Consider the following 19,426-nt stretch of genomic DNA (forward strand, 5'->3'; position numbering starts at 1 on the left):
CATGCTTCGACGCCAGCACGCGCGGGCGAGTATGATGCCGGCGATGGACGGCGGAACTGCGCAATCCCAGGCTCTCAAGGAAGTCGAAAAAGAAGACGCCGCGCATCAGAAGCGCAATTGGGTCCGGCTCACCTTCGACTGCAACGACCACTGCGTGTTCTGCCTGGACGCGCACACGCACAACGGCACCAACCGCTCGCGCGAGGAGGTCAAGGCCCAGATCCTCGATGGCCGTCGCAAGGGCGCCGAGCGGCTGATCCTGTCGGGCGGCGAGCCAACGATCCACCCGGACTTCGTGCAGTTCGTCAAGCTGGGGCGCCTGGCCGGGTATAAAAAGATCCAGACCGTCACCAATGGCCGGCTGTTTGGCTACAAGGAGTTCATCACGCGCAGCATCGACGCCGGGCTGGGTGAGATCACCTTCTCGATCCACGGCGTCAACGCGCGCATCCACGACGCGCTGGTCGGCAGCAAGGGCGCGTTCGAGCAAGAGGTTCGCGGCCTCCAAAACGCGCTCGACGACGGCCGCGTGATCGTCAACATCGACGTGTGCGTGAACCGGGGCAACGTCAAGACGCTCCCGGATCTGCTCGAGAAATTCACCAACATGGGGGTCTACGAGTATGACCTCCTGCACGTGATCCCGTTCGGCAACGCCTACACCGAGGGCAAAGAGACGCTGTTCTACGACCTCGAAGAGATGCGGCCGTACTTGCTGAAGGCGTTCGAGTACTCGAAGCGGCCGAACATGCACATCTGGCTCAACCGGTTCCCGGTCCCGCACCTCGAGGGCTACGAGAACCTGATCCAGGATCCCTACAAGCTCAACGACGAGATCCGCGGGCGCAAGGAAGAGTACGAGCTGCTGATCGACCACGGCGTCCCGCTGGACTGCCGCAACCCGCATCGCTGCTCGCACTGCTACCTCGAGCCGATCTGCGACGAGCTCGAGGACGTGCGCGCGACCGTGGCGACCTCGAACTTCGAGGTGATCCGCTACGACACGGAGTGGGACGCGGCCCAGGGCGCGGTGTTTGGCGGCGATCCGGCCTCGGCCGAGCGCAGCAAGACCCGGCGCAAGATGGTCGAGATGCTGGCCGACGCCGAGGGTGACGGCAGCCAGATCGCGGCCGAGGCCGCCGCCGCTGCGTTTGGGATCCCCCAAGATCAGGTCGAGCACCGCAAGCTGCGGCTGCCGCTGCTCGGGGTCGGTCCGGGCAGCGCCTACAAGAAGCCCGAGTACCCGCCGCTGCCCACCCAGATCGAGCGCGCGGGCGCCAAGTCGCTGTGGTTGGTGTCGCCCGATCTCGCCCATGCCCAGGCCGACGCCGAGCAGATCGACCAGCTGTTCACCGGGACCACGCAGCTCGAGCTTCAGCTCAGCGACTACGCGGGCGTGGCCGAGCTGCTCGCGGCGTCCCCCACCCTGTTCGGCAGGCAGGTCACCCGGGTGATCGTGCGAACGGCAGCCGACGCCGAGGCCATGCTGGCCGTCGACGCCTCGTTCGAGGTCTGCGTGGAGCTGTCCAAGCACGTCGAGGCGTGGCTGCTCGAGGTCGCGGCGCGCGAGCAGGCGCCCGCCCGCCTGGCCCTGCGCCAGCCCACCTACGAGCGCCAGACCGAGTCCGGCGAGCTCGACCTCGACCTCCCGGTGTTCTTCTCGCAGTTTCAGCACGCGGTGCCGGTCGACGACGTGCCCAGCTGCGTGATCGGTCGCCCGGCTCGCACGCGCCGCGAGCAGCTCGACACCAGCATGATGAACCTGCAGGGCAAGCTCGAGATCTTCCGCTACATCAAGCGCTACATCATGGATCGCTACTGGCGAAAGTCGCTGCGGTGCAAGACCTGCGTCTACACCCAAGACTGCCGGGGCATGCACATCAGCTACATCCGCGCGCATGGGTTCGCGCTCATGCAGCCCGTCGAAGCCCAGTAGCCAACGCCGTCCGAACCCGGGCCCGCGGACCTGAGAGAGAACTGCCTCGTGAACACCAACACGATGATGCGCAGGCGCAACATTCGAGTGACCGAGCAGCTGCTCGGTGAGCTCGACGCCAAGCGCTACGACTCGGCCTTGACCCACCGGATCCTCGCGGCCCCGAGCGCGCTCCCTCGCCTGCTGCGGGCCTGCTACCTGGCCCAGAACCACCAGTACGGATCGGCCCGGGCCGACGTCGAGCGGGCCCTCGAGGTCGGCCGCGGCAACCCGGTCGTCGAGCTCGTCGCCGCGATGGTGCTGTACTCGACCCGCGACTACCAGCGCGCGCTCAATCAGTTCGAGAGCGCCGCCAAGCTGTCGAGCAACGCCGCGCACCGGGCCTATCAGCAGATCATTGGCGCGGCCGGGAGCCTCGGTTGGGAGCACGACGTCCGCCGGGCGCTCGAGGCCGGGATCGCGGCCGAGCCCGAAGATCCAACCTGGCACGCCCAGGCCGTGCGCTTCTTCGTGCGCGGCCGCTACTGGCAAAAAGCGCTCGAGCACGCGCTGCGGGCCCTCGAGCTGGCGCCGGAGGCCTCGCGGATGTGGATGGAGGCCGCCGGGCTCCACGCTCAGCTCGACCAGCGCGAGCCAGCCGCGGCCGCGCTCGCCCGGGCCCTGGCCAACATCCCGGCCGATCAAGAGCTCGCGTATCAGCTCGAGGGCGCCCGCGTGGCGATCGACGCCAGCGAATTCCCGACCGCGTTCGCGTGCCTGAACCGGGCGATCGAGCTCGAGCCGAGCAACCCCGATCACCACGTCAAGCTGGCCGAGCTGCACAGCTGGCGCGGCGACGACGAGCTCGAGCTCGCCCGCGCGCAGACCCAGCGCGCGCTGGAGATCGATCCAGAGTATGCGCCGGCCGTGCGCATGCAGGGCGCGCTGCAGGTCCTGTCGCAGCAGTACGACGAGGCCATCGCGAGCTTGAGCCGCGCGATCGAGCTCGACGCCCAAGACTACCAGGCGCACGTGTGGCTGAGCGAGGCCTACCTCCGGACCAAGCGCTACGACCAGGCCCACGCCCAGCTCCACCATGGGACCATGAACGCGGGCGGGTTCTTGTTCGTCGCGTGGCTGCTGCGCTACCTGATCGTCTCGTACGACGAGCAGACCCCGCCCGACACCAACATCCCCAATCGCCGCACCGAAGAGTTCGACGATGTGATCCGCGAGCTGTGCCCCGCGCTCGCCGAGCGCTGCCTGAGCTCGCGCAAAGACGCCGACATCGTCGCCGCGGTCGAGGCCGCGATGACGGCGCTGCGCGGCAACCGAGGGATCTACGCCACCCACGTCGTCGACGGTCAGCTGACCCGCCTGCACGCCCGGACCGGGTGTCGCCACGAGTCGCGCTGGGTCCTGCAGCTGCTGCGCGTGGCCCCCGGTGACGAGTGCATGGCGCTCTATGATCCGCTCGTCGACAAGTACCCGGGCTCGTCGCTGACCTACTGCCACCGCGGCGAGCTCAAGCTGTGGCTCGGCGACTATGAAGGTGGCAAGGCCGATCTCGAGCGGGCGATCGCCGAAGTCAGCGGCACCCGCTGGGCCTACATCGGGCTGTCGACGCTGGGGCTGGTCAACGGCGACTACCAGTACACCCTCGACATCAACGCCAAGGGGATCCGGGTCATGAACGGCACCGAGGGCCCGGCCGTGTACGTGTATCGCGGCGAGGCCAAGCGCAGGCTCGGCATGCTCGACGAGGCGATCGTCGAGCTCGAGGAGTCGGTCAAGTGGCACCCGGCGCGGGCGAGCGGGACCATCAACCTCGCGCTCGCCTACCACGCCAAGGGCATGCTCGAGCCGTTCGAGCCGCTGTGGCGACGCCTGCGAGACGAGCAGGCTTCGGGGCTGCTGTCGGACGCGGCCTACGAGCTCGACGTCACGATCTTCGGTGACGACGGCTGGGAGCCGGCACTCGACGTCAAGGTTCGCGTGCTCGAGCACGCCCTGAAGATGATGGGTGGCAACCGGTCTTCAGGGCTGCTGAGCTACTGGACCCGCGATCAAAAGATGCGCTTCGTCCAGCTGTGGCCGCACTCCGGGCACGGTCCACACGAGCGCGACCACGAGCACCTCGAGCAGGCCAAGCGGATGCTGCTCAAGGCGCTCGCGCACTACAAAGGCCCGCGCGCAGTCTGAGCTGGCCAGCCGATAATCCAGGACGCGCGAGTTTCTGGATGTAGTCTGGCAACACAGGTTGCCCCACCAGGTGTGACACCCCGCGCCGTTCGCCGAGCATCTGCCAAGCACCTGGGATTGCAGGTGAATTTCTCCCGGGACGTGGCACTGAGTCCGGGTCCAGAACATGCACAGCCGGTTCGCATGTCTCTCATCGCAGTCGCCTCCAGCATCGTCATCCTCATCATCGGCGGCCTGTGCCTCGTCTACGGCGAAGGCTACAGCTTCGACCTTCGCGGCAAGCAGAAAGGCCGCGTGGCGGGTGGCCGCCGCGCGAGTGACCGCTGAGGGTTGACGGCTCTACCCGACGACGGTGCCCGGCGTGCCGCCGATACAGGTCCAGTGGAAATTGTCGAGCAGCACGACCGAGTCCACGATGTTGTCCTGAATGTCCATGATCGCAAAGATCACCGTGATGGTCTCGCCCGCCGTCACGCCGGCGTTGGTCTCGAGCCAGCGGGTGCCCGCGTGACCTTCTACGCCGGTCCCGTCGAGCTCGGGGGCCGAGCACGGCAGCGGGCAGTCGATGTCATTCGGGGCGTCCTTGAAGTCGAGGAAGCCGGCGTTGAGTGACAGCGGCGCGCCGAAGTCGTCGAAGGTGATGTTGCCGGTCCACTCTTCGGACTCGAGCCACGCGATGTAGATGTCGTTGTAGGCCCAGCCGTAGAAGTTGGGGTACTCCCACGACATGAACGCGACGTTGTAGGCGAAGCCGTTGACGGCCTCGGGCACGTCGATCCGAAACCGCATCTCGGCGTAGTCGAACGCGCCCGCGGTGTTGTTGAACTGGGGCCCGATCGTGCCCGAGCAGTCCCCGGTGCCGACCAGGTTTGGTTCCTGGACGCAGTCACCGGCGACCGCGTTGGGCTGCATCGGCGCCGGTAAGTTGCCGGGGTCGTTGCCGGGGAGCGTGGTGTTGCCCGGGGTGCCCGGCATCACGATGTCGTAGGCGTTGCCGGTCGAGAGCGCGACCATCTTGACGCCCTCGAGGATTGGATAGGTCGGCGGGTTGTGGGTGCCGAGATCTTCGGTGAGCACCTCGAGCGCGTCGTAGTGGCCGTTGTAGTCGAGGATCGCCTGAAACTCGCCGGGGCAGTTGAGCCCGAGCGCCCGCCAGGCTCGCTGCTCCTCACTCGGGAAGTCGAGGTGGTCGCAGGGCAGGTGGTTGGGCACCAGGCAGATGTCCGGCGAGTCGGGCATCGTGCTCACGTCCCACTTGGGATCGGGGATCGGTCCCGTGTCTTCGGTCGGGTCGCCGTCACCCTGATCACCGTCGCCCGTGTCACCGTCGCCCGTGTCACCGTCCCCCGGGCCCGTGGTGTCGTTGTTGTTCGTGGTGTTGCTGCTGCTCGCGGTGTTGACACCCGTCTCCTCGTCGCGGCCGCCCGTGTCATCCGAGCATCCGAGCAGCGCCACCACGAGGCACGCGCACACGGAACTCGGAACCGTTCGGCGCAGCGAAGACGCGACCTGCGAAGACTCAACCTGCAAAAATTCAAGCTGCATGATGGAGTGTGATCGTCACGCCAAACGGCGACGGATTCAAGGGTTGTTCGTGGATCGTCTGCCCGCGCACCGCGCCTTTCGAGCCTTGTGCCCAGTGACACCCGCGGGCGGACGAGGGGATTGGTTACAATCCGCGCCGGATGAAGTACCGCACGCTGCCTCGCACCGATCTGCAGCTGTCCGCGATCGGCTTCGGCTGCTGGGCGATCGGCGGCAAGTGGTGGGGCGACGACGTCGACGACGCGCGCTCGATAGCGGCCATCCACGCGGCCCTGGACCACGGCATCAACTGGTTCGACACGGCGCCGCTCTACGGCCACGGCCACGCCGAAGAGCTGCTCGCCAAGGCGCTCGGGAGCCGGCGCCACGACGTGATCATCGCGTCCAAGGTCGGGGTCCGCTGGCGCCACCAGATCAACGACCACGCGTTCAGCGATCTCAGCCCGGACCACATCGTCGAGGACTGCGAGTGCATCCTCCGGCGACTCCGCCTCGACACGATCCCGTTGCTGCAGGTTCACTGGCCGTGTGAGTGCGACACCCCGCTCGAGGCCACGCTCGAGGCGCTGATGGCCCTGCGCGATGGCGGCAAGATCCGCCACTTCGGGCTGTGCAACTACGCGAGCCGCCCGCTCCAGCAAGCGCTCACCTACGCGCCCGAGCTGGCCTCACTGCAGACGCCCTACTCGATGCTGCGTCGAGAATTCGAGTTCGCGCTGCGCGACGTGGTCGCGCCCGAGGCCGAGCAGTCGGTCGGGATGCTCGCCTACGAGACCCTGTGCCGGGGGATGTTGACCGGCAAGTTCGGCGCGGCGCCGCGGTTTCCGAGCACGGATCTGCGCCACAACGACGAGCGGTTCCGCGAGCCGCTGTGGTCGCGCGCGCAGGGGCTGGTCTCGGCGCTGCGGGTGGTTGGCGCCAAGCTCAACGTCCCGCCCGCCGCGCTAGCCGTGGCCTGGGTCTTGCGCCAGCCCGGCGTCAGCGTGGCGATCGTCGGAGCCAAGCGGGCCGAGCAGGTCGCCGACCACGTCCGCGCCCTCGAGCTGCTCGGCCGCGAGAAGATCTGGACCGCCCTGCAGCCCCACATCGACGCCACCCGGGTGTGATCGCCCCCGGGATCGAGCTTCCCGCCGGTCACGCCGTCGTGCCATGATGGCGCTCAGGAGCAGCATGAGCGAGCACGACCAAGACGATCAATGCACGCAGGGTTCGCGCGGCAACGGCCCCGACACTGGATTCTTGGACTTCGAGCTGCACAAGGTGATGTTCGACGAGGCCGAGTCGCTGGTGCGCGAGGCCTACCGCGAGCTGATCAAGGACGCCGCCAAGCGCCGCCTCGAGCAGCGCTGGGGGGAGCGGATCACCGCGCTGGCCAACCTCGCCGTCGACGAGGCCATGGCCGACGCCGACGCGAACTTGCAGATCCAGGCGTTGATCGAGGCGCGAAACCAGGCCCGCCAGAGCCTCGATGCGCGGGTGCAAGGGATCGTTCGCGGCGAGTCCAGCGCGATCGCCGACCCGCCCGATCCCGACGCCGACGCCGACGCCGACAGCTAGATCTCCGCGTGGTCGCCCATGGATGCGCTAACATGGCGCGGTGCGAGCACGAGGGTTGATCATGGCGCTGCTGTTCGTTGCGATCCTCGTTGCGATCGCGTGGCTGACCGGCGAGAGCAGCCCGTTCGCGGACAAGCCGGCGGCGACGACGAACTCGGCGGCGCCCTAGCGCACAGCTTGCAGTTCACACTCCGGCAGGCTCGGGTTCAATCGGCCCATGCGAGGGGGCCTGCTCGCGCTCTTGATTGCGTTCGGCGGCTGTCGATCCAAGCCAGCGCCTGCTGGCGAAGGACGCAGTGAAGTGACCCAGCGCAGCTTCGAGCGGGAGGACGAGCGCGCGCAGATGATCTCTCGCCAGCTCGAGACCCGTGGCATCGACGACCCTCGCGTGCTCGCGGCGATGCTCGCGGTCCCGCGCCACCGGTTCATGCCGGCCGACGTCGCGGATCGTGCCTATGAGGACCGACCCCAGCCGATCGGTCACGACGTCACGATCTCGCAGCCGTACATCGTCGCGTTGATGACCCAGCTTGCGCAGGTGGAAGCCGGCGAGACCGTGCTCGAGGTCGGCACCGGCTCGGGCTACCAGGCGGCGGTGCTGGCCGAGCTCGGGGCGACGGTCTTCACGATCGAGCGGATCGGCGCGCTCGCGCGGCGAGCCGAGGCGACCCTGCGCGAGCTTGGCTACACGAAGGTCGAGGTCCGCCACGGTGACGGCTACGCGGGCTGGGTGGAGCGGGCGCCGTTTGACGCGATCCTGCTGACCGCGGCACCGCCCAGCGTGCCCGAGGCGCTGACGGATCAGCTCGCGGTTGGCGGCAGGCTGGTCGCGCCGGTTGGCCGTGATCGTGGGTGGCAGCAGCTGGTCGTGATCGAGCGCAGCCGCGAAGGGTTGGTCCGCGAGCGGGTGCTCGACGTGTCGTTCGTGCCGATGCTGCCCGGAACGACGCCGGAGTGAACGCTCGATGGCTCGTGGCTGTGCTCACGCTCGGAAGATGTGTGGGGCGGCCTGTAGCAGGTCCGCCATGTTCGGCGGCGAAGCGTGCTGTTATGGTCGCTCTGATGCCGGACTTAGACCAACTTCGGCGCATCGTGCGGGAGCAAACCGGGGACCCGCTCGGCCTCCAGCACGACGTCGAGGCATCCTTCGCCATCGCCGATGCCGCTGCGCGGCGATTCCTGACCTCAGATCACTCCCGCGAAGCACTCGAGGAGTGGCGCGCCGTGGTCGAGGAGCTCGAGCGCGAGAAAGTCGGCGGCGATGAGTACGTAGCTGTCGCTCGCCGGCTCGCTCGCCGCTTGCTGGTCGATGCTTGTGAAGCCTGGTTGGCGGGCGGCGGGCACGGCACCCCAGCTGAGCACCTCGCGCGTGTGCTCAGTCTGGAGAGCGACCAAGCGCGTCACTCGGACGCACTGGCGGACGCACTGGGACCATCGCTGGCGACCATGCTGCTCGATCTGGCATGGCGCCCCCCACTCAGGACGGAAGGTCGAACAGGTTGAGCCCGTGCTTTCCGTAGACTTCCGCGATGAAACTGAACGCACGTGTCAGCGCCGCGACATCGTCCAGACCGAGATACTCACCTCGGTGAAAGCCCATGGACGCGTACCGAGCCCGCAGGCTGGCATTGTAGGGTTGATTCGCTATTGCTCGGACTCCGCGGCGACGTAGCTCAATCACGCCCACGTGCAGCACGCACGCGACGAGCAGCGAATTACCGACATCGAGATCACGCTCCCCCCACCCAACGCTCGTGTAAGCATCTCGCTGCCCCTTGGTCGCTCGTAGCGTAATAGTGGCGACGCGGCCACGGGGTTCGATGGCGAGGTGGAGCACCAGTCGACAAATCGATGCTGCATACCCGAGAAAAAAATGTTCGTCGCCGTCAGCCATGAGTTCGATCCGATCGACGCGGCGCTCGGTCGCCCTGACCACGGCGATGAGTCCCTGCTCCAGTCGCTCACGCAGACACCCCACCAGCGCCAGACGGTCAAGACTCGCGGCCGTCTCCATCGCCAAGATGCTGGAGACGACCAAGCCAATCTCAGATTCGTGCTCATGCTCCACGGTGTCTACCTAATCCCAGTCTCGGTGCGGCCGTCAACCAGCACAAACTCCGCATATAACACCGTCGATGTTCGTGATCTTGCCGTTGGCAGACACATCTTCACCCTGCGTCCCGACATATTTACCGGTTGATTCGCGGAAGGCTCACGCGCAGTTTTGCGGGCGGGGAAGGCGAACTATGAGTGTGCGCGGGGTAGGAACAGGCACATCTGCCTTCTCATGTACGCACCGACTCCTGTTTCATCCCGGTAGATGTGCGTAGAGTTAGAATCGATCCGTCGATGCAAGGCGACGACCACACGCTCCCGGCCGATCTGCCGCATTGGATCGCCCCGTTCGCCTCCGCGATCCAATGCGAACCCCGGGCGACGACCCGCCCCATCGCCGCAGCCGAGACCGCCGGCTCGCGGGGCTGCCGCAGCGCTCGTCGGACAACCCGGCGATGTCGGCAATCTCAGCCGCGAGGTCGAACTCGGCGAGATCTTCGGCGAGGGCGGCATGGGGATCGTCCCGCTTGCGACCCAGCGCTCGATAAACCGGCCCGTCGCAGTGATGACCGCTCGGTCCGAGGCGCTCCACACCTCGTGCTGACGCTGACGCTGTTCATCGCGTGGCGGCCGGCCTCGATCCGACGGATCCCCGATGAGTCCCGGTCTGGGTAACCCCCTCGGCGCCGCGTTATCCTCACGCTCGTGGCTGAAGAGCTGTACCTGCGCCTGTTCGCCGAGCTCAATGAATCGCGCTTCGACTCGCCTCAGACCGAGTCACTGCTCGCAGAGCTCGGGTCGCGGGCCGTCGCGTTCAGGGCGTTCGCCCACGTTCGCCGCCGCGCCTGGGGCCGCGCCCGCGCCGACTTCGTGCGCGCCCTCGACCACCACGGTGAGGTCGATCCCGTGACCGCGTGGATCTGCGGCGCCGGACTGATCGCAGCCCGCGACTACGATCGCGGCCTCGCGGCGCTCTCGCAGGCCGCGGCCACTGCCGCGCCGGACGACGAGGTCGGCGTCGCGACCCGGGCCCGCAAGCTCGCGCTCAAGTACACGACCTTGCTGGGCTGGTCGCACGAGGCTCGCGAGCTGCGTGAGTCGATCGCCACTCTCGACATCCACGGGGCCAAGCACCTGCGCGCGCACTCCCTCGAGCTTCAGCGGCGAGCGGCGATCCGCCGCCGGGCCCAACAGGCGCTCGAGGGCCCGCCAGAGACCAGCGCTCGCAAGGCGTTCGCGCTGCTGTTCCGCGACGGCCCCGACGCGGCGGGCGAGGCCCTCGACACGCTGCTGCGCCGCCACGGCCAACACCCGGCGCTGCTCCGCGCCCGCCTGCGGCTCGAGCTGCTGCTCGACCAGCTCGAGGCCGCCGAGCAGCGGGCCGCGGCGCTGTCCGACGACAACGCCGCGGCGCTGCGAACCGAGCGGGCCGCCCTCGCGCTGGCCTGGGGCGACGCCAACCAGGCCATGCTGCTGACCCGCGAGGCCGGCGACGATCCACAGCTGCTGTACCTGCGCGGGCTCGCGACCCGCCTGCTGGTCGACGATCCAGGCGAGGCCGCCGAGCTGTTCGAGCGGGCCCGCGTCGCGCTGCCGAGCTCAGTCGCGATCAACCTGGCGCTGGCCGTGACGCGCCACCTGCAGGATCCGCACGGCCTCAACGCCGGGATCGAGCGGCGCTTCGAGGAGCTGCTCGAGTGGGCCCCCGGGCTGCTCGCCGACGCGGCCGCGAGCGCGGGCGTCTCGCTGTGGACCGACGACGGCCCGGCCGCCGAGCGCGAGGTCAAAGCGAAGATCCTCCAGCGCGCCCACGGAATGCTGACCAGCGAGCGCGACGTCAACCTGTCCACCTACGCGCGCCGCGGCGCCGGAGATCAGCTGCGCCTGCGCCACGTCGCGCCCGTCGGTGACGGTCCCAGCCACTGCGCCAAGATCCACCAGGACGAGGACGAGCTGATCTCGCAGTACGAAGCCGTGCTCGTGTGGGCGATCGGTGTCCGCCCGCCGCAGCCCGAGCAAGCCGACGCGCGCCGCAGCGAGCACGAAGCCGAGCGGCGCGACGACTCCGATCCCACCGAGCTGTGGACCCCGCGCTACCTGAGCCATGAGCAGATCGAGCAGTTCCTGCGCGACGGCTTCATCTTGCTGCCCCGCGCGTTCGATCCCGAGCTGGCCCACCGCTGGCGAGAGGACGCCAAGCGACGGCTCCGCGACGAGCCCGAGCAGTGGGTCCGTGGCTATGATCCAAGCGACGAGGCCCGCTCGCTCGCGAACTTCTCGGCCGACGATCCCAGCACCTGGAACCGCTCGCGCATCGACCTGCTCGGGCCCGAGACGCTCGTCATCGAAGAGTTCTCCCCCACCGCGTGGGCGGCGATCTGCGATCTCCTGGGCGGCCCCGCGCGGATCGAGACCAAGAGCTGGGGCAACTACTTGATCTTGAACCTGCGCGACGAAGACCCCGACGCCAAGGATCAACCCTCCGGCCACGCGACCAGCTGGCACATCGACGATCCGAGCCCGGCCACCCGCGTCGATCGGATCCGCAACGGGCTGGTCTGCATCGCGCTGTTCGACAAGTTACTGCCGCGATCGGGCAACACCTGGCTGGCCCTGGACTCGGTCGCGCGCGTGGCTCGCGAGCTGGCCGCCCACCCGGCGGGCGTCGACTTCGTGACCGACCGCGGCAGCCGGATCACCAAGCTGTGTGAGCGCTTCTACGAGGTCGTGGGCGACGCGGGTGACATCCTGCTGCTCCACCCGCTGTTGATGCACTCCGCGTCGCAAAACCGCAGCGGCCGGATCCGGTGGATGGCCAACCCCATGGTGTACATGAAGCAGCCGCTGGACATCACGCGACCGGTCGAGCAGCTGTCGCCCGTCGAGCTGGCGATCCACCGCGCGATCCACCAGGCGATCCAGGCCGAGTGAGCTCAGCGATGAAACCGGCCCGGTAGTGCGTCGTGCCCACGCACGTGCTCTGCCGCAGACGATACACCCGGCCGTGGTCGGCGAGCGATCAGTGTCGTCCCTGGTCTCGACGCGCTCGGGCAGGGTCGAATCGAGTCATTCGTGACCGCGCGACTCCGGCATCACCGCGGCGCGGAGCAGCGCGTAGTCATCGGACAGGTAGAAGCTGAGCAGCGCGGCGACCCGGACCGCGAGATCCTCGAGTCGCTTGCGCTCGCGCTCGTCGTCGGCGCGCAGCTCCCGGGTCACCGTGGTTCGCAGCCCGTGGCTCCCAACCAACGGCCACAACGCGAGGTACGCCGGGTGGACCGTGAACATGGCCCTGATCGCCGCCCGCGGATCCCCGCACAGCACCAGTCCGGCTCGGTCGGCGCTCAGCTGCATGACCCGATGCGCGGCGATCACCTGGCTGTTGTCGCTCGCGAGCGTGTGCGCGTCGCGACCCTCGAGCTTCTGGCGCCAGCGCGTGATCGCAGGCGCGCCGACCTTGTCGAGCAAGTGCCGGGCCGGCGCCTTGAGGCCCTTCAAGATCGGCGCGGCGACGATCAACATGCCGAGCCCGGTCAGCCCTAGCCCGACGGTGCCCGCCCAGACCTCGTGGCCGGTCACCCGCGTGTGCGAGTAGCGAAGGTGCGCGAGCTCGGCCCCGACCGCGAAGCGCAGCGCGGCCTCGTCCAGGAACGCGTCGCTGTTGGGGTTGAGGTGATCGCCGCCGACCAGCAAGAACGAGGTGCCGCCCTCGTAGGCCCGCAGACCCACCGACTTGTCGCCCCGCGACACGAACACCTCGACGCCGCCGAGCCCGAGCGCCACGGTCGCGTCGGTCAGCGCGCGGGCCAGCGCGGCGTTGCGCGCCAGGTTGGCCCGCTCGCAGTAGCTCTTGAGCACCGAGCAGTCGGGCACGGCGACCTTGGCGAGCGCGCCCTGCAGGCGGCCAAGCACGCCGTCGACCCGGGCCGCGGGGTGGCGCAGCAGCTCGAGCTGCTCGGCGTCGAGCGAGCGAACCCGATAGCGCTCGAGGGTATCGCCCAGCTCGGCGCCAGCGTCTGTGTGAACGCTGGCGTCCAGACCCGAGTCAGCCGGGCCCGCCGCCAGCGCGAGCTTGGGCGCGAAGCCGTGGTCATCGAGCAGCTCCCGAACCCGCTCCGCCCGGGCCAACAACGGGTAGTCGGTCGTGCGCGGCTCGGTGCGATCAGCCCCGCGCACGCGCAGGTTGTCGATCAGCTGGTCGACCCGCTCGAGCACCAGCGGCTGCAGCCGCGCGAGCTCGGACAGCGCGACGCCGTGTTCGTCACCAAGCTGGGCGTGGGCGGCCGCGGCCAGCTCGTACAGCTCAATCCGAATCCGCTGGCCGCCGCGCGCTGGCGACGGGGGCAGAAGATCCTGCAGCTGCTCGCTCGGCAGCAGCCGGCGCCGCTCGGTCAGCAGCTCCAGGGCTTGGTTCGCGCGGCCGAGCGCGAGCAGGTGTTCGGCGAGCACGAAGTCGAGCAGCGCCGCGTCAGTCGGGTCGTCGTCGAGCTGAGCTTGCAGGATCGGACGCAGCTCCTCGTGCAGCGGCAGGCCCAGCTCGAGACCCGCGCGACCGAGCTCGCACAGGTGCTCGACCAGCACCTCGCCAAGCTCGGGGCCGAGCTCCCAGTCCCGCCACCAGTCGACCAGCGCCAAGCCGAGCTCGGCGGTACCACCGTCCGCGTGCTCGACCAGCTCGCGCAGGGCCTCGAACACCGGATCCGACAGCCCGCCCACCTGCGTGGTCGTGGGCACGAGCGCCGCGACTGGCGGATCCCCCGGCGGCCGTTCCGAGCGCCCGCTGGCGTCGTCGTCACGATCGCGCGGGTCGATCAACAGCGCCCGGGTCAGGCGTGCGAAGGGATCGTTCGGGGCGAGCTCCTCGAGGATCGCCGCAGCCCGAGTGATCGCCTGGCCGCCCCGGCCGTGCCGCCACAGCGCCCGCGCCAGCCCCCGCAGCCGCGCCACCCCGCGCCGCCCCGGCAGCATGGCCAGCTCCTCGAACGATCGACCATCGCCGAGTGACAGGCGCAGCTGATGCTCCCCGCTGCGCGCCACCGAGCGGCCCATCGTGCTCGAGATGATCTCGAGCGGCGCCTCGGGCAGCGTCACCGACCACGGATCCCCAGCGGGCGAGATCGCGACCAGGCTCTGGCGACGCTCGGTGATCACCAGCGCTTGTTCGCGCTCGACAGCGCCGAGCACGGGCGAGTCAAAGCGGTGGCGCTCGTCGCTGAGCTTCCAGACCAACAGGCGCTCGTCGGGATCGAGCCAGCGGAGCAGCCAGATCCGCTCGACCGGGCTCATCTCATCGACGAACGGGCCCGACCACGCCCATGGGCCGTCAGGATCGTCAATTCGGGCGCGGACCGCCTGCTGCTCGGACCGCTCCGGGCCGCTAACTTTCGATCGGCCAAACGCCCGGCGGATCCGCGCGAGCCCGATGATCCGCAGGGCCTGCTCCGCGTGACCTCGGGGCACACCCAGAACCCAGCGATCGATCTCGAGGCGATCGCCCAGCAGCCGCGAGCGATACCGGAGCCGACGGCCGGCGCCGAGCAGATCGATCACCGCGACATCCGGCTGCCCCGGCCCGTGTGGCAACACCGAGACCTGCAGCAGCACCAGGTACAGGCCCGAGGTCGTCAGGCACAGGCTCGCCGATGACCGGTTGCCGTTGCCAAGCTCGATCTCGCCGTTGAGTCGCAGTTCCTCGAGCAGCTCGCCCCGGCCGGCCTCGTGCAGGCGACCGGCGGCATCTCGTCGCTGACTCGAAGCTTCGGGCATGGCCTGCCATGGCCTACCACTCCGACAAACCAGTTGCATGGCCGACGTGCAGATCCCCTCTCCCACCAGGTTCGCGGGCAGTTGTCACTGTCAATTATTGCGCCGGATCTGCCGCCGATCACGAAATGTTTGCCGGCAATGCCGCTCCGCTGGATTCGCCAACGAGCATACGCTGGCCGCGATGCCCCTGACGCAAGCAGCTGTCGGGACTCGAGGCGTACGAGATGACGGTCGAACACCTAGCGTTGATCCTCGCGGGTTTCTCGATCGGAGTCGCGGCCGGTGAGAGCTACCTGCTGATCCTTCGTCGTTCGCTGCGCAAGCTGATCGACCAACGCGAGAGCGCGAGCACGCTGTGGAGCGCGCCTGCCCGTGTAGCGATCCCGGTCCTCGCCCTCGCGCTGGTCGCCAAGTGGCACGGCCTGGCCCTGGTCGGCGCGGTCGTCGGCCTGCTGCTCACCCAGTTGACCGCTCAGTTCACGGCACAGTTCGCCGCCAAGACGTCCGCGCGGCCCCTCCCCCGCAGCGCGCCCACGCCCCGTCGGCTCCAGGCGCCACGATAGCCGACGGAGCGGTGTCGACGCGGAGACTGCTGGCGCAAGTTCACAGCCTACCCGCAGCACGCCGCGGGTCGAGCTAGCCTGAACGTGACACCGCTCAGTCTCGGTCACGGCTACGAACTGTAGCGACCGAGGCCTCGGTGAAACTCGTGACTGCCGCCCAACCACGCGTGCAGCCCGGCCAGGTATCGCCAGAGGTCCGGCGAGGGAATGCTGGTCGTGAGCTTTGCTCGCGCGTCCTCGAATGTACGCATGGTCTCGTCGTGGAGCGCGGCGGTCTGGTCCACCGCCTCCTGCAGGGAGCAGCCGCGCTCCGCTGCGATGAGGACGGGTAGCCCCCCATCACCGATCCCCGGCTCGCGCTCCCTGGCCATCGAGTAGATGTCGTTGAGGATGATGCTCGCATTGGCGGCGAGCATGGTGGCCCGGCGCACCGCAGGCAGGAAGTAGAGGGCGCCCGGCACCTCGTAGCCGCCCACGACGTCGACCAGCGTCATGCATGGCGCGAAGCTGTTGAATTGTCGTGTGGCGAGATACTCCCAGACCGGAGGGTGCCCACCCTGCATTCGCCAGCCGGCTTCCCAGTTCATCGGGATGAACATCATCAGCGCGGCCGTTCGAACGCGGTCCACCTGGACCGGAGTGCCAAACTGCGCGACACGGTCCATGTAGGCCGCGAGCCCGACGCGGACGGGGTCGGCCCGCATGGCCTGCTCGAGCTGGGCCGCATATTCGTCGTCGACGATATAGACCGGATCCATCGCCGGCTGGGCCAAGGCCAAGCGACAGCCGAGCTTCGCCGCGTCGGAGCCGGTCCGCTCGTCGTCGCAGTACTCGTCATCGAGGGCAAACTCCACCGCCAGGCCCTGGGCGGCCAGGAGCAGCCGATCGGGGTCGTCGGTGTCAGGGTGGACCAACATGGCGAAGCGCCCGTAGTTGCTCTCGCGGAGCTGGTCGAGCTTGCCAGGGTAGATGCCGATCCGCTCGGCCCAGGCGACCAGCCGGTGGTTGACCTCCGCCCCGAGCGGCTCATTGATGCGGACCGGAGCCGGACAATGCAACTCGGGGATGGTGATCTCCGAGGACGACTTGGCCCCGGAGTCCGCGGAGCGTTGGGATTGCTCGGTCTGTGCAGTTTGCGGCTGGCGGGCGCCCAACATGGCGGCCAGACGCGCGGCCGAGGTGCCTAGTCCCGTGGGGCCCGGATTGAAGAGTTCTCGCATTGACGGCTCGCTTGCAAGGGTCGGGGCGGGTGTGACCCGTTTGTGCGCCGAGCGAACGTACGCTCCCGCGCCGGTACCACCCAGGCCGTGCACTACCACGCTGAGGAACATGCGACAACGCTCAGCGGCACTCGACCCCGGACATGTCACGATCGACGCCGACGAGATCGCGGCTCGTCGTCCCGAGGCTCTGGCACCTTGTCGAGCAAGCAGCAAGGAGCCACACGCTTCGCATCCAGCGGCCGTGAGTGAGCACGGCGCAGCGTAGCTTGGATGGGGCGCCGAGGACATCGGGTTGACCGTGATTGCTTCATGTCAATTTCGGGTCAAATCGAATCATGCCGTCAACGAGTTCAACCGCGCCATGGTCAACCCGCACCCGGCCGGGTGCCCACGCTCGATCCGCGGCGCAGCTGAGCTGCGCGAGCGGCCGCCACAACATGCCCAGCGTCACACCAGCGACGACGGCGCTCAGCCCGACTGACATGCACGCCGCGAACAGGTCATCGAGCGCGAGCGTCGCGGGGCTCGTCCACGCACCCGCTGCCCGGCCCAGCAACAGACACACCAGCCAAGCGCCACACCACACACGCTCGTGGTCGCGCCCGCCGAGCTTGCGGGCCGCAGCCAAGCTTCCGGATCCCAGACACAGGGCCGCGAGGGCGAGCGTGCACACACAGCCAGCGACAGACCATCGACCTACAGAACCGTCGACGAACGCCCACTCGACACCGAGCGCCAGAGCGAAGCAGCTCAGCGCAAGCAGCACGAAACCCAGGCCAAATTTGACCGCGATCGAAGGCTCCAGCACGTGGCCCCGGAGCACACGCCACAGCCCACATACCAGCGGGGCGAGCACCAACAGCGGGGCGAGCACCAACAACTGCGCCGAGGCGATCGTGCTCACCGCGTGCTCGAGGCGACCAAACGCGACCCAAAAGCCCAGGTTGAACAGGGCCAGAACGATTACCAGGATTCCACTTGCCATGATTGCACCCTCCTCGGCCTCCCAAGAGGCCGGACATTCAACGAGCCAAAGCGCTCAACGGTAGATTATGCGCGTGTGCGACGAAGCAACAAATGCGCCGTCCGGTCGCGCTCGCGGCTATCTTTGACCGCGTATTCGAACAAGAGCTCGTAGCCAAACTCCGCCAACCATTGCTGTAGCGCCGCGACGTCGTAGCGACGCGAGTACAGCACCGAGCAGCGCTGCCCGGTTGGGCTGATGTCCACGTCGTGGACAAAATTGTGTGAGCGCGGGACCTCGCAGGTCACCCCGCCGTCGCGCGGGATGATCCGCATGTTCGACTCCAGCGGCGACCCAACCGAGGCCCGAAAGCGTCGGTGTGGGCCCTCTACCAGGGCCCTGCGGACGGTTTCTTGGGTGTCGCCTTCACCGCCGTTGGCCAAGGCATACAGCGCGTCGTCCTCGATCCGGGGCTGGCGCACCCCGACCTCGAGCCACAGCAGATCACCCGGTCGCAGCACCTGGCCCAAGGTCCGCTCGACAAACACCGTCTCGCTCTTGAGATTGCCAAACGTGCCGCCGAGGAACAGCACCAGGCGCCGGTCCTCGTCGGCCTCGGACAAATGCCCGGTGAAGCCAATGTTACCATCCTCGAAATCCGAGCAGGACGGGCGCACCAGGAAATGCGGCCAACGTTCGGGATCTACTTTTTCGCGGATCAGGTTGCGGGCCTTCTCCGAGGCCAGCCGCAGCAGCGGGATCGACACGTCGACCGGGGTGTAGGTCAGCCAGTCGATCAGCCGGTGCCCCGACTCGGAGTGGCCAATTAGCAGCTCGATCGCCCTCGCCTCTTTGGCGCCGTCGCCGGGCCCGAGGCTGATCAGGTCAATGCCGCACGACTTGCCCTCGCTCCAGCGCAGCGCGGCACCAAGCTTGGCCGCGCCGCCAGCTCGGGGCGCGCCGTCGAGCGCCAGCGACAGCGCCGCGACAAAACCCTTGCTCAGCAGCGTGTTGCCGTAGCCGGTCGCCAGCAGCTGCGTCCACGCCATCGCCCCGGCCGGGTGGTAGTACAAAAATTTGTGGCCGAGATAGACCGAGTCCCACTTCTCGCGCAGCTCTCTCTCGAGATCTTCTGGGCCGGCGCCCTCCTCGATCACGATCGGACACAGCGACGGCTCGCCGACCAGATCCACGCCGCGGCGCTTGCTCAGGAAGTAGATGCGGGCGATCACCTCTTCGAGCTTGCCGCTGTTGAGCGCCTTGACCTTGCCGGTCTTCCAGTTTTGGATCGTCGTGGGGGTCACCCCGAAGATCGACGCCTGGGCCTCGTTGGTATGGAAGCCGTGCAATTCCAAGAGGCCGAAGATCAGGTCGAAGACCTGACTGGTTGGGCTTCCCGGAGACGACATGCCGGTAGTTTACTGATCCAAGTGGTGCTGACTCCAGGAAGATTTGCGGTGCGGCGATCACAACATGGGGCACCGCGCGCAACCCCTTCAGACGCCCTCCGCGCTCACCTGGAGTGTCCGGTTGTGCGTCAGCAAGCTGAGAACAGCGTTTAGTGGGTGCTGTGGATGTTTGCGTGCGAACCGTGAAGTTTGAGTCCCGACGCCCGATGTTGAGAGCAGATGATCGT

The 19,426-nt window shown here is 68.1% G+C and carries 16 protein-coding genes; 10 read left to right on the forward strand and 6 right to left on the reverse strand.

Going from position 1 to position 19,426, the window contains the following annotated elements:
• Positions 1 to 43: 43 nt before the first annotated feature.
• The 3 genes from ENSA7_RS23550 (at position 44) to ENSA7_RS44065 (ending at position 4,444) form a co-directional block, all read left to right on the forward strand.
• Positions 44 to 1,936 carry a radical SAM protein gene (locus tag ENSA7_RS23550; RefSeq protein WP_106091623.1) on the forward strand — a complete coding sequence of 631 codons (1,893 nt, stop codon included), beginning with the start codon at positions 44 to 46 and terminating at the stop codon, positions 1,934 to 1,936.
• Positions 1,937 to 1,984: 48 nt separating this feature from the next.
• The gene (locus ENSA7_RS23555) at positions 1,985 to 4,117 is read left to right on the forward strand and encodes a tetratricopeptide repeat protein (RefSeq protein WP_106091582.1); all 2,133 of its coding nucleotides are present in this window, start codon (positions 1,985 to 1,987) and stop codon (positions 4,115 to 4,117) included.
• A gap of 183 nt (positions 4,118 to 4,300) precedes the next feature.
• On the forward strand, positions 4,301 to 4,444 hold the full coding sequence (locus ENSA7_RS44065) for a hypothetical protein (protein ID WP_181234035.1): 144 nt from the start codon (positions 4,301 to 4,303) through the stop codon (positions 4,442 to 4,444).
• A gap of 12 nt (positions 4,445 to 4,456) precedes the next feature.
• Here ENSA7_RS44065 and ENSA7_RS23560 read toward each other — a convergent pair whose 3' ends face one another.
• Positions 4,457 to 5,572: a choice-of-anchor L domain-containing protein gene (locus ENSA7_RS23560; protein ID WP_146158050.1), complete on the reverse strand. Its 1,116-nt coding sequence runs from the start codon at positions 5,570 to 5,572 to the stop codon at positions 4,457 to 4,459.
• Between the two features lie 230 nt (positions 5,573 to 5,802).
• Here ENSA7_RS23560 and ENSA7_RS23565 point away from each other — a divergent pair, with 230 nt between their 5' ends.
• The 5 genes from ENSA7_RS23565 (at position 5,803) to ENSA7_RS42460 (ending at position 8,722) form a co-directional block, all read left to right on the forward strand.
• Complete coding sequence (locus ENSA7_RS23565) at positions 5,803 to 6,768, forward strand: aldo/keto reductase (protein ID WP_106091584.1); 966 nt, start codon at positions 5,803 to 5,805, stop codon at positions 6,766 to 6,768.
• Between the two features lie 64 nt (positions 6,769 to 6,832).
• The gene (locus tag ENSA7_RS23570; RefSeq protein ID WP_146158051.1) at positions 6,833 to 7,219 is read left to right on the forward strand and encodes a hypothetical protein; all 387 of its coding nucleotides are present in this window, start codon (positions 6,833 to 6,835) and stop codon (positions 7,217 to 7,219) included.
• 40 nt (positions 7,220 to 7,259) lie between these two features.
• Positions 7,260 to 7,388 carry a hypothetical protein gene (locus ENSA7_RS45840; RefSeq protein WP_280524029.1) on the forward strand — a complete coding sequence of 43 codons (129 nt, stop codon included), beginning with the start codon at positions 7,260 to 7,262 and terminating at the stop codon, positions 7,386 to 7,388.
• A 48-nt stretch (positions 7,389 to 7,436) separates the two neighbouring features.
• Positions 7,437 to 8,177: a protein-L-isoaspartate(D-aspartate) O-methyltransferase gene (locus tag ENSA7_RS23575; RefSeq protein ID WP_106091586.1), complete on the forward strand. Its 741-nt coding sequence runs from the start codon at positions 7,437 to 7,439 to the stop codon at positions 8,175 to 8,177.
• Positions 8,178 to 8,281: 104 nt separating this feature from the next.
• Complete coding sequence (locus ENSA7_RS42460) at positions 8,282 to 8,722, forward strand: hypothetical protein (protein ID WP_146158052.1); 441 nt, start codon at positions 8,282 to 8,284, stop codon at positions 8,720 to 8,722.
• Here ENSA7_RS42460 and ENSA7_RS23585 read toward each other — a convergent pair.
• Positions 8,697 to 9,287, reverse strand: coding sequence for a hypothetical protein (locus ENSA7_RS23585; protein WP_106091588.1), 591 nt, complete (start codon positions 9,285 to 9,287; stop codon positions 8,697 to 8,699). The two genes, ENSA7_RS42460 and ENSA7_RS23585, sit on opposite strands and share 26 nt — an antisense overlap.
• A gap of 692 nt (positions 9,288 to 9,979) precedes the next feature.
• On the opposite strand from ENSA7_RS23585, the gene ENSA7_RS23590 reads away from it, so the two are divergent.
• On the forward strand, positions 9,980 to 12,205 hold the full coding sequence (locus tag ENSA7_RS23590) for a phytanoyl-CoA dioxygenase family protein (RefSeq protein WP_106091589.1): 2,226 nt from the start codon (positions 9,980 to 9,982) through the stop codon (positions 12,203 to 12,205).
• 135 nt (positions 12,206 to 12,340) lie between these two features.
• On the opposite strand, the gene ENSA7_RS23595 is transcribed toward ENSA7_RS23590, so the two are convergent.
• Entirely contained in the window at positions 12,341 to 15,040 is a 2,700-nt protein-coding gene (locus ENSA7_RS23595; RefSeq protein WP_106091590.1) for a M48 family metalloprotease, read from the reverse strand.
• Between the two features lie 224 nt (positions 15,041 to 15,264).
• Here ENSA7_RS23595 and ENSA7_RS23600 point away from each other — a divergent pair, with 224 nt between their 5' ends.
• Entirely contained in the window at positions 15,265 to 15,603 is a 339-nt protein-coding gene (locus tag ENSA7_RS23600; protein ID WP_106091591.1) for an N-ATPase subunit AtpR, read from the forward strand.
• Positions 15,604 to 15,713: 110 nt separating this feature from the next.
• On the opposite strand, the gene ENSA7_RS23605 is transcribed toward ENSA7_RS23600, so the two are convergent.
• From ENSA7_RS23605 to ENSA7_RS23615, 3 genes are all read right to left on the reverse strand, one after another.
• Positions 15,714 to 16,934 carry a family 2 encapsulin nanocompartment cargo protein terpene cyclase gene (locus tag ENSA7_RS23605; RefSeq protein WP_146158053.1) on the reverse strand — a complete coding sequence of 407 codons (1,221 nt, stop codon included), beginning with the start codon at positions 16,932 to 16,934 and terminating at the stop codon, positions 15,714 to 15,716.
• Between the two features lie 199 nt (positions 16,935 to 17,133).
• Complete coding sequence (locus ENSA7_RS23610; RefSeq protein ID WP_106091593.1) at positions 17,134 to 17,811, reverse strand: MFS transporter; 678 nt, start codon at positions 17,809 to 17,811, stop codon at positions 17,134 to 17,136.
• A gap of 65 nt (positions 17,812 to 17,876) precedes the next feature.
• A complete protein-coding gene (locus tag ENSA7_RS23615; RefSeq protein ID WP_146158054.1) occupies positions 17,877 to 19,199 on the reverse strand; it encodes an L-histidine N(alpha)-methyltransferase in 1,323 nt (440 codons plus the stop codon).
• Positions 19,200 to 19,426: the final 227 nt, after the last annotated feature.

It is taken from the genome of Enhygromyxa salina (assembly GCF_002994635.1).
Classification (GTDB): domain Bacteria; phylum Myxococcota_A; class Polyangia; order Nannocystales; family Nannocystaceae; genus Plesiocystis; species Plesiocystis salina_B.

Excerpts from the sequence above, each read along its gene's own strand:
- ENSA7_RS23550 (WP_106091623.1), top strand. The coding sequence starts at position 44 with ATGGACGGCGGAACTGCGCAATCCCAGGCTCTCAAGGAAGTCGAAAAA.
- ENSA7_RS44065 (WP_181234035.1), top strand. The coding sequence starts at position 4,301 with ATGTCTCTCATCGCAGTCGCCTCCAGCATCGTCATCCTCATCATCGGC.
- ENSA7_RS23565 (WP_106091584.1), top strand. The coding sequence starts at position 5,803 with ATGAAGTACCGCACGCTGCCTCGCACCGATCTGCAGCTGTCCGCGATC.
- ENSA7_RS23570 (WP_146158051.1), top strand. The coding sequence starts at position 6,833 with ATGAGCGAGCACGACCAAGACGATCAATGCACGCAGGGTTCGCGCGGC.
- ENSA7_RS23575 (WP_106091586.1), top strand. The coding sequence starts at position 7,437 with ATGCGAGGGGGCCTGCTCGCGCTCTTGATTGCGTTCGGCGGCTGTCGA.
- ENSA7_RS42460 (WP_146158052.1), top strand. The coding sequence starts at position 8,282 with ATGCCGGACTTAGACCAACTTCGGCGCATCGTGCGGGAGCAAACCGGG.
- ENSA7_RS23595 (WP_106091590.1), bottom strand. The coding sequence starts at position 15,040 with ATGCCCGAAGCTTCGAGTCAGCGACGAGATGCCGCCGGTCGCCTGCAC.
- ENSA7_RS23600 (WP_106091591.1), top strand. The coding sequence starts at position 15,265 with ATGACGGTCGAACACCTAGCGTTGATCCTCGCGGGTTTCTCGATCGGA.
- ENSA7_RS23605 (WP_146158053.1), bottom strand. The coding sequence starts at position 16,934 with ATGTTCCTCAGCGTGGTAGTGCACGGCCTGGGTGGTACCGGCGCGGGA.
- ENSA7_RS23610 (WP_106091593.1), bottom strand. The coding sequence starts at position 17,811 with ATGGCAAGTGGAATCCTGGTAATCGTTCTGGCCCTGTTCAACCTGGGC.
- ENSA7_RS23615 (WP_146158054.1), bottom strand. The coding sequence starts at position 19,199 with ATGTCGTCTCCGGGAAGCCCAACCAGTCAGGTCTTCGACCTGATCTTC.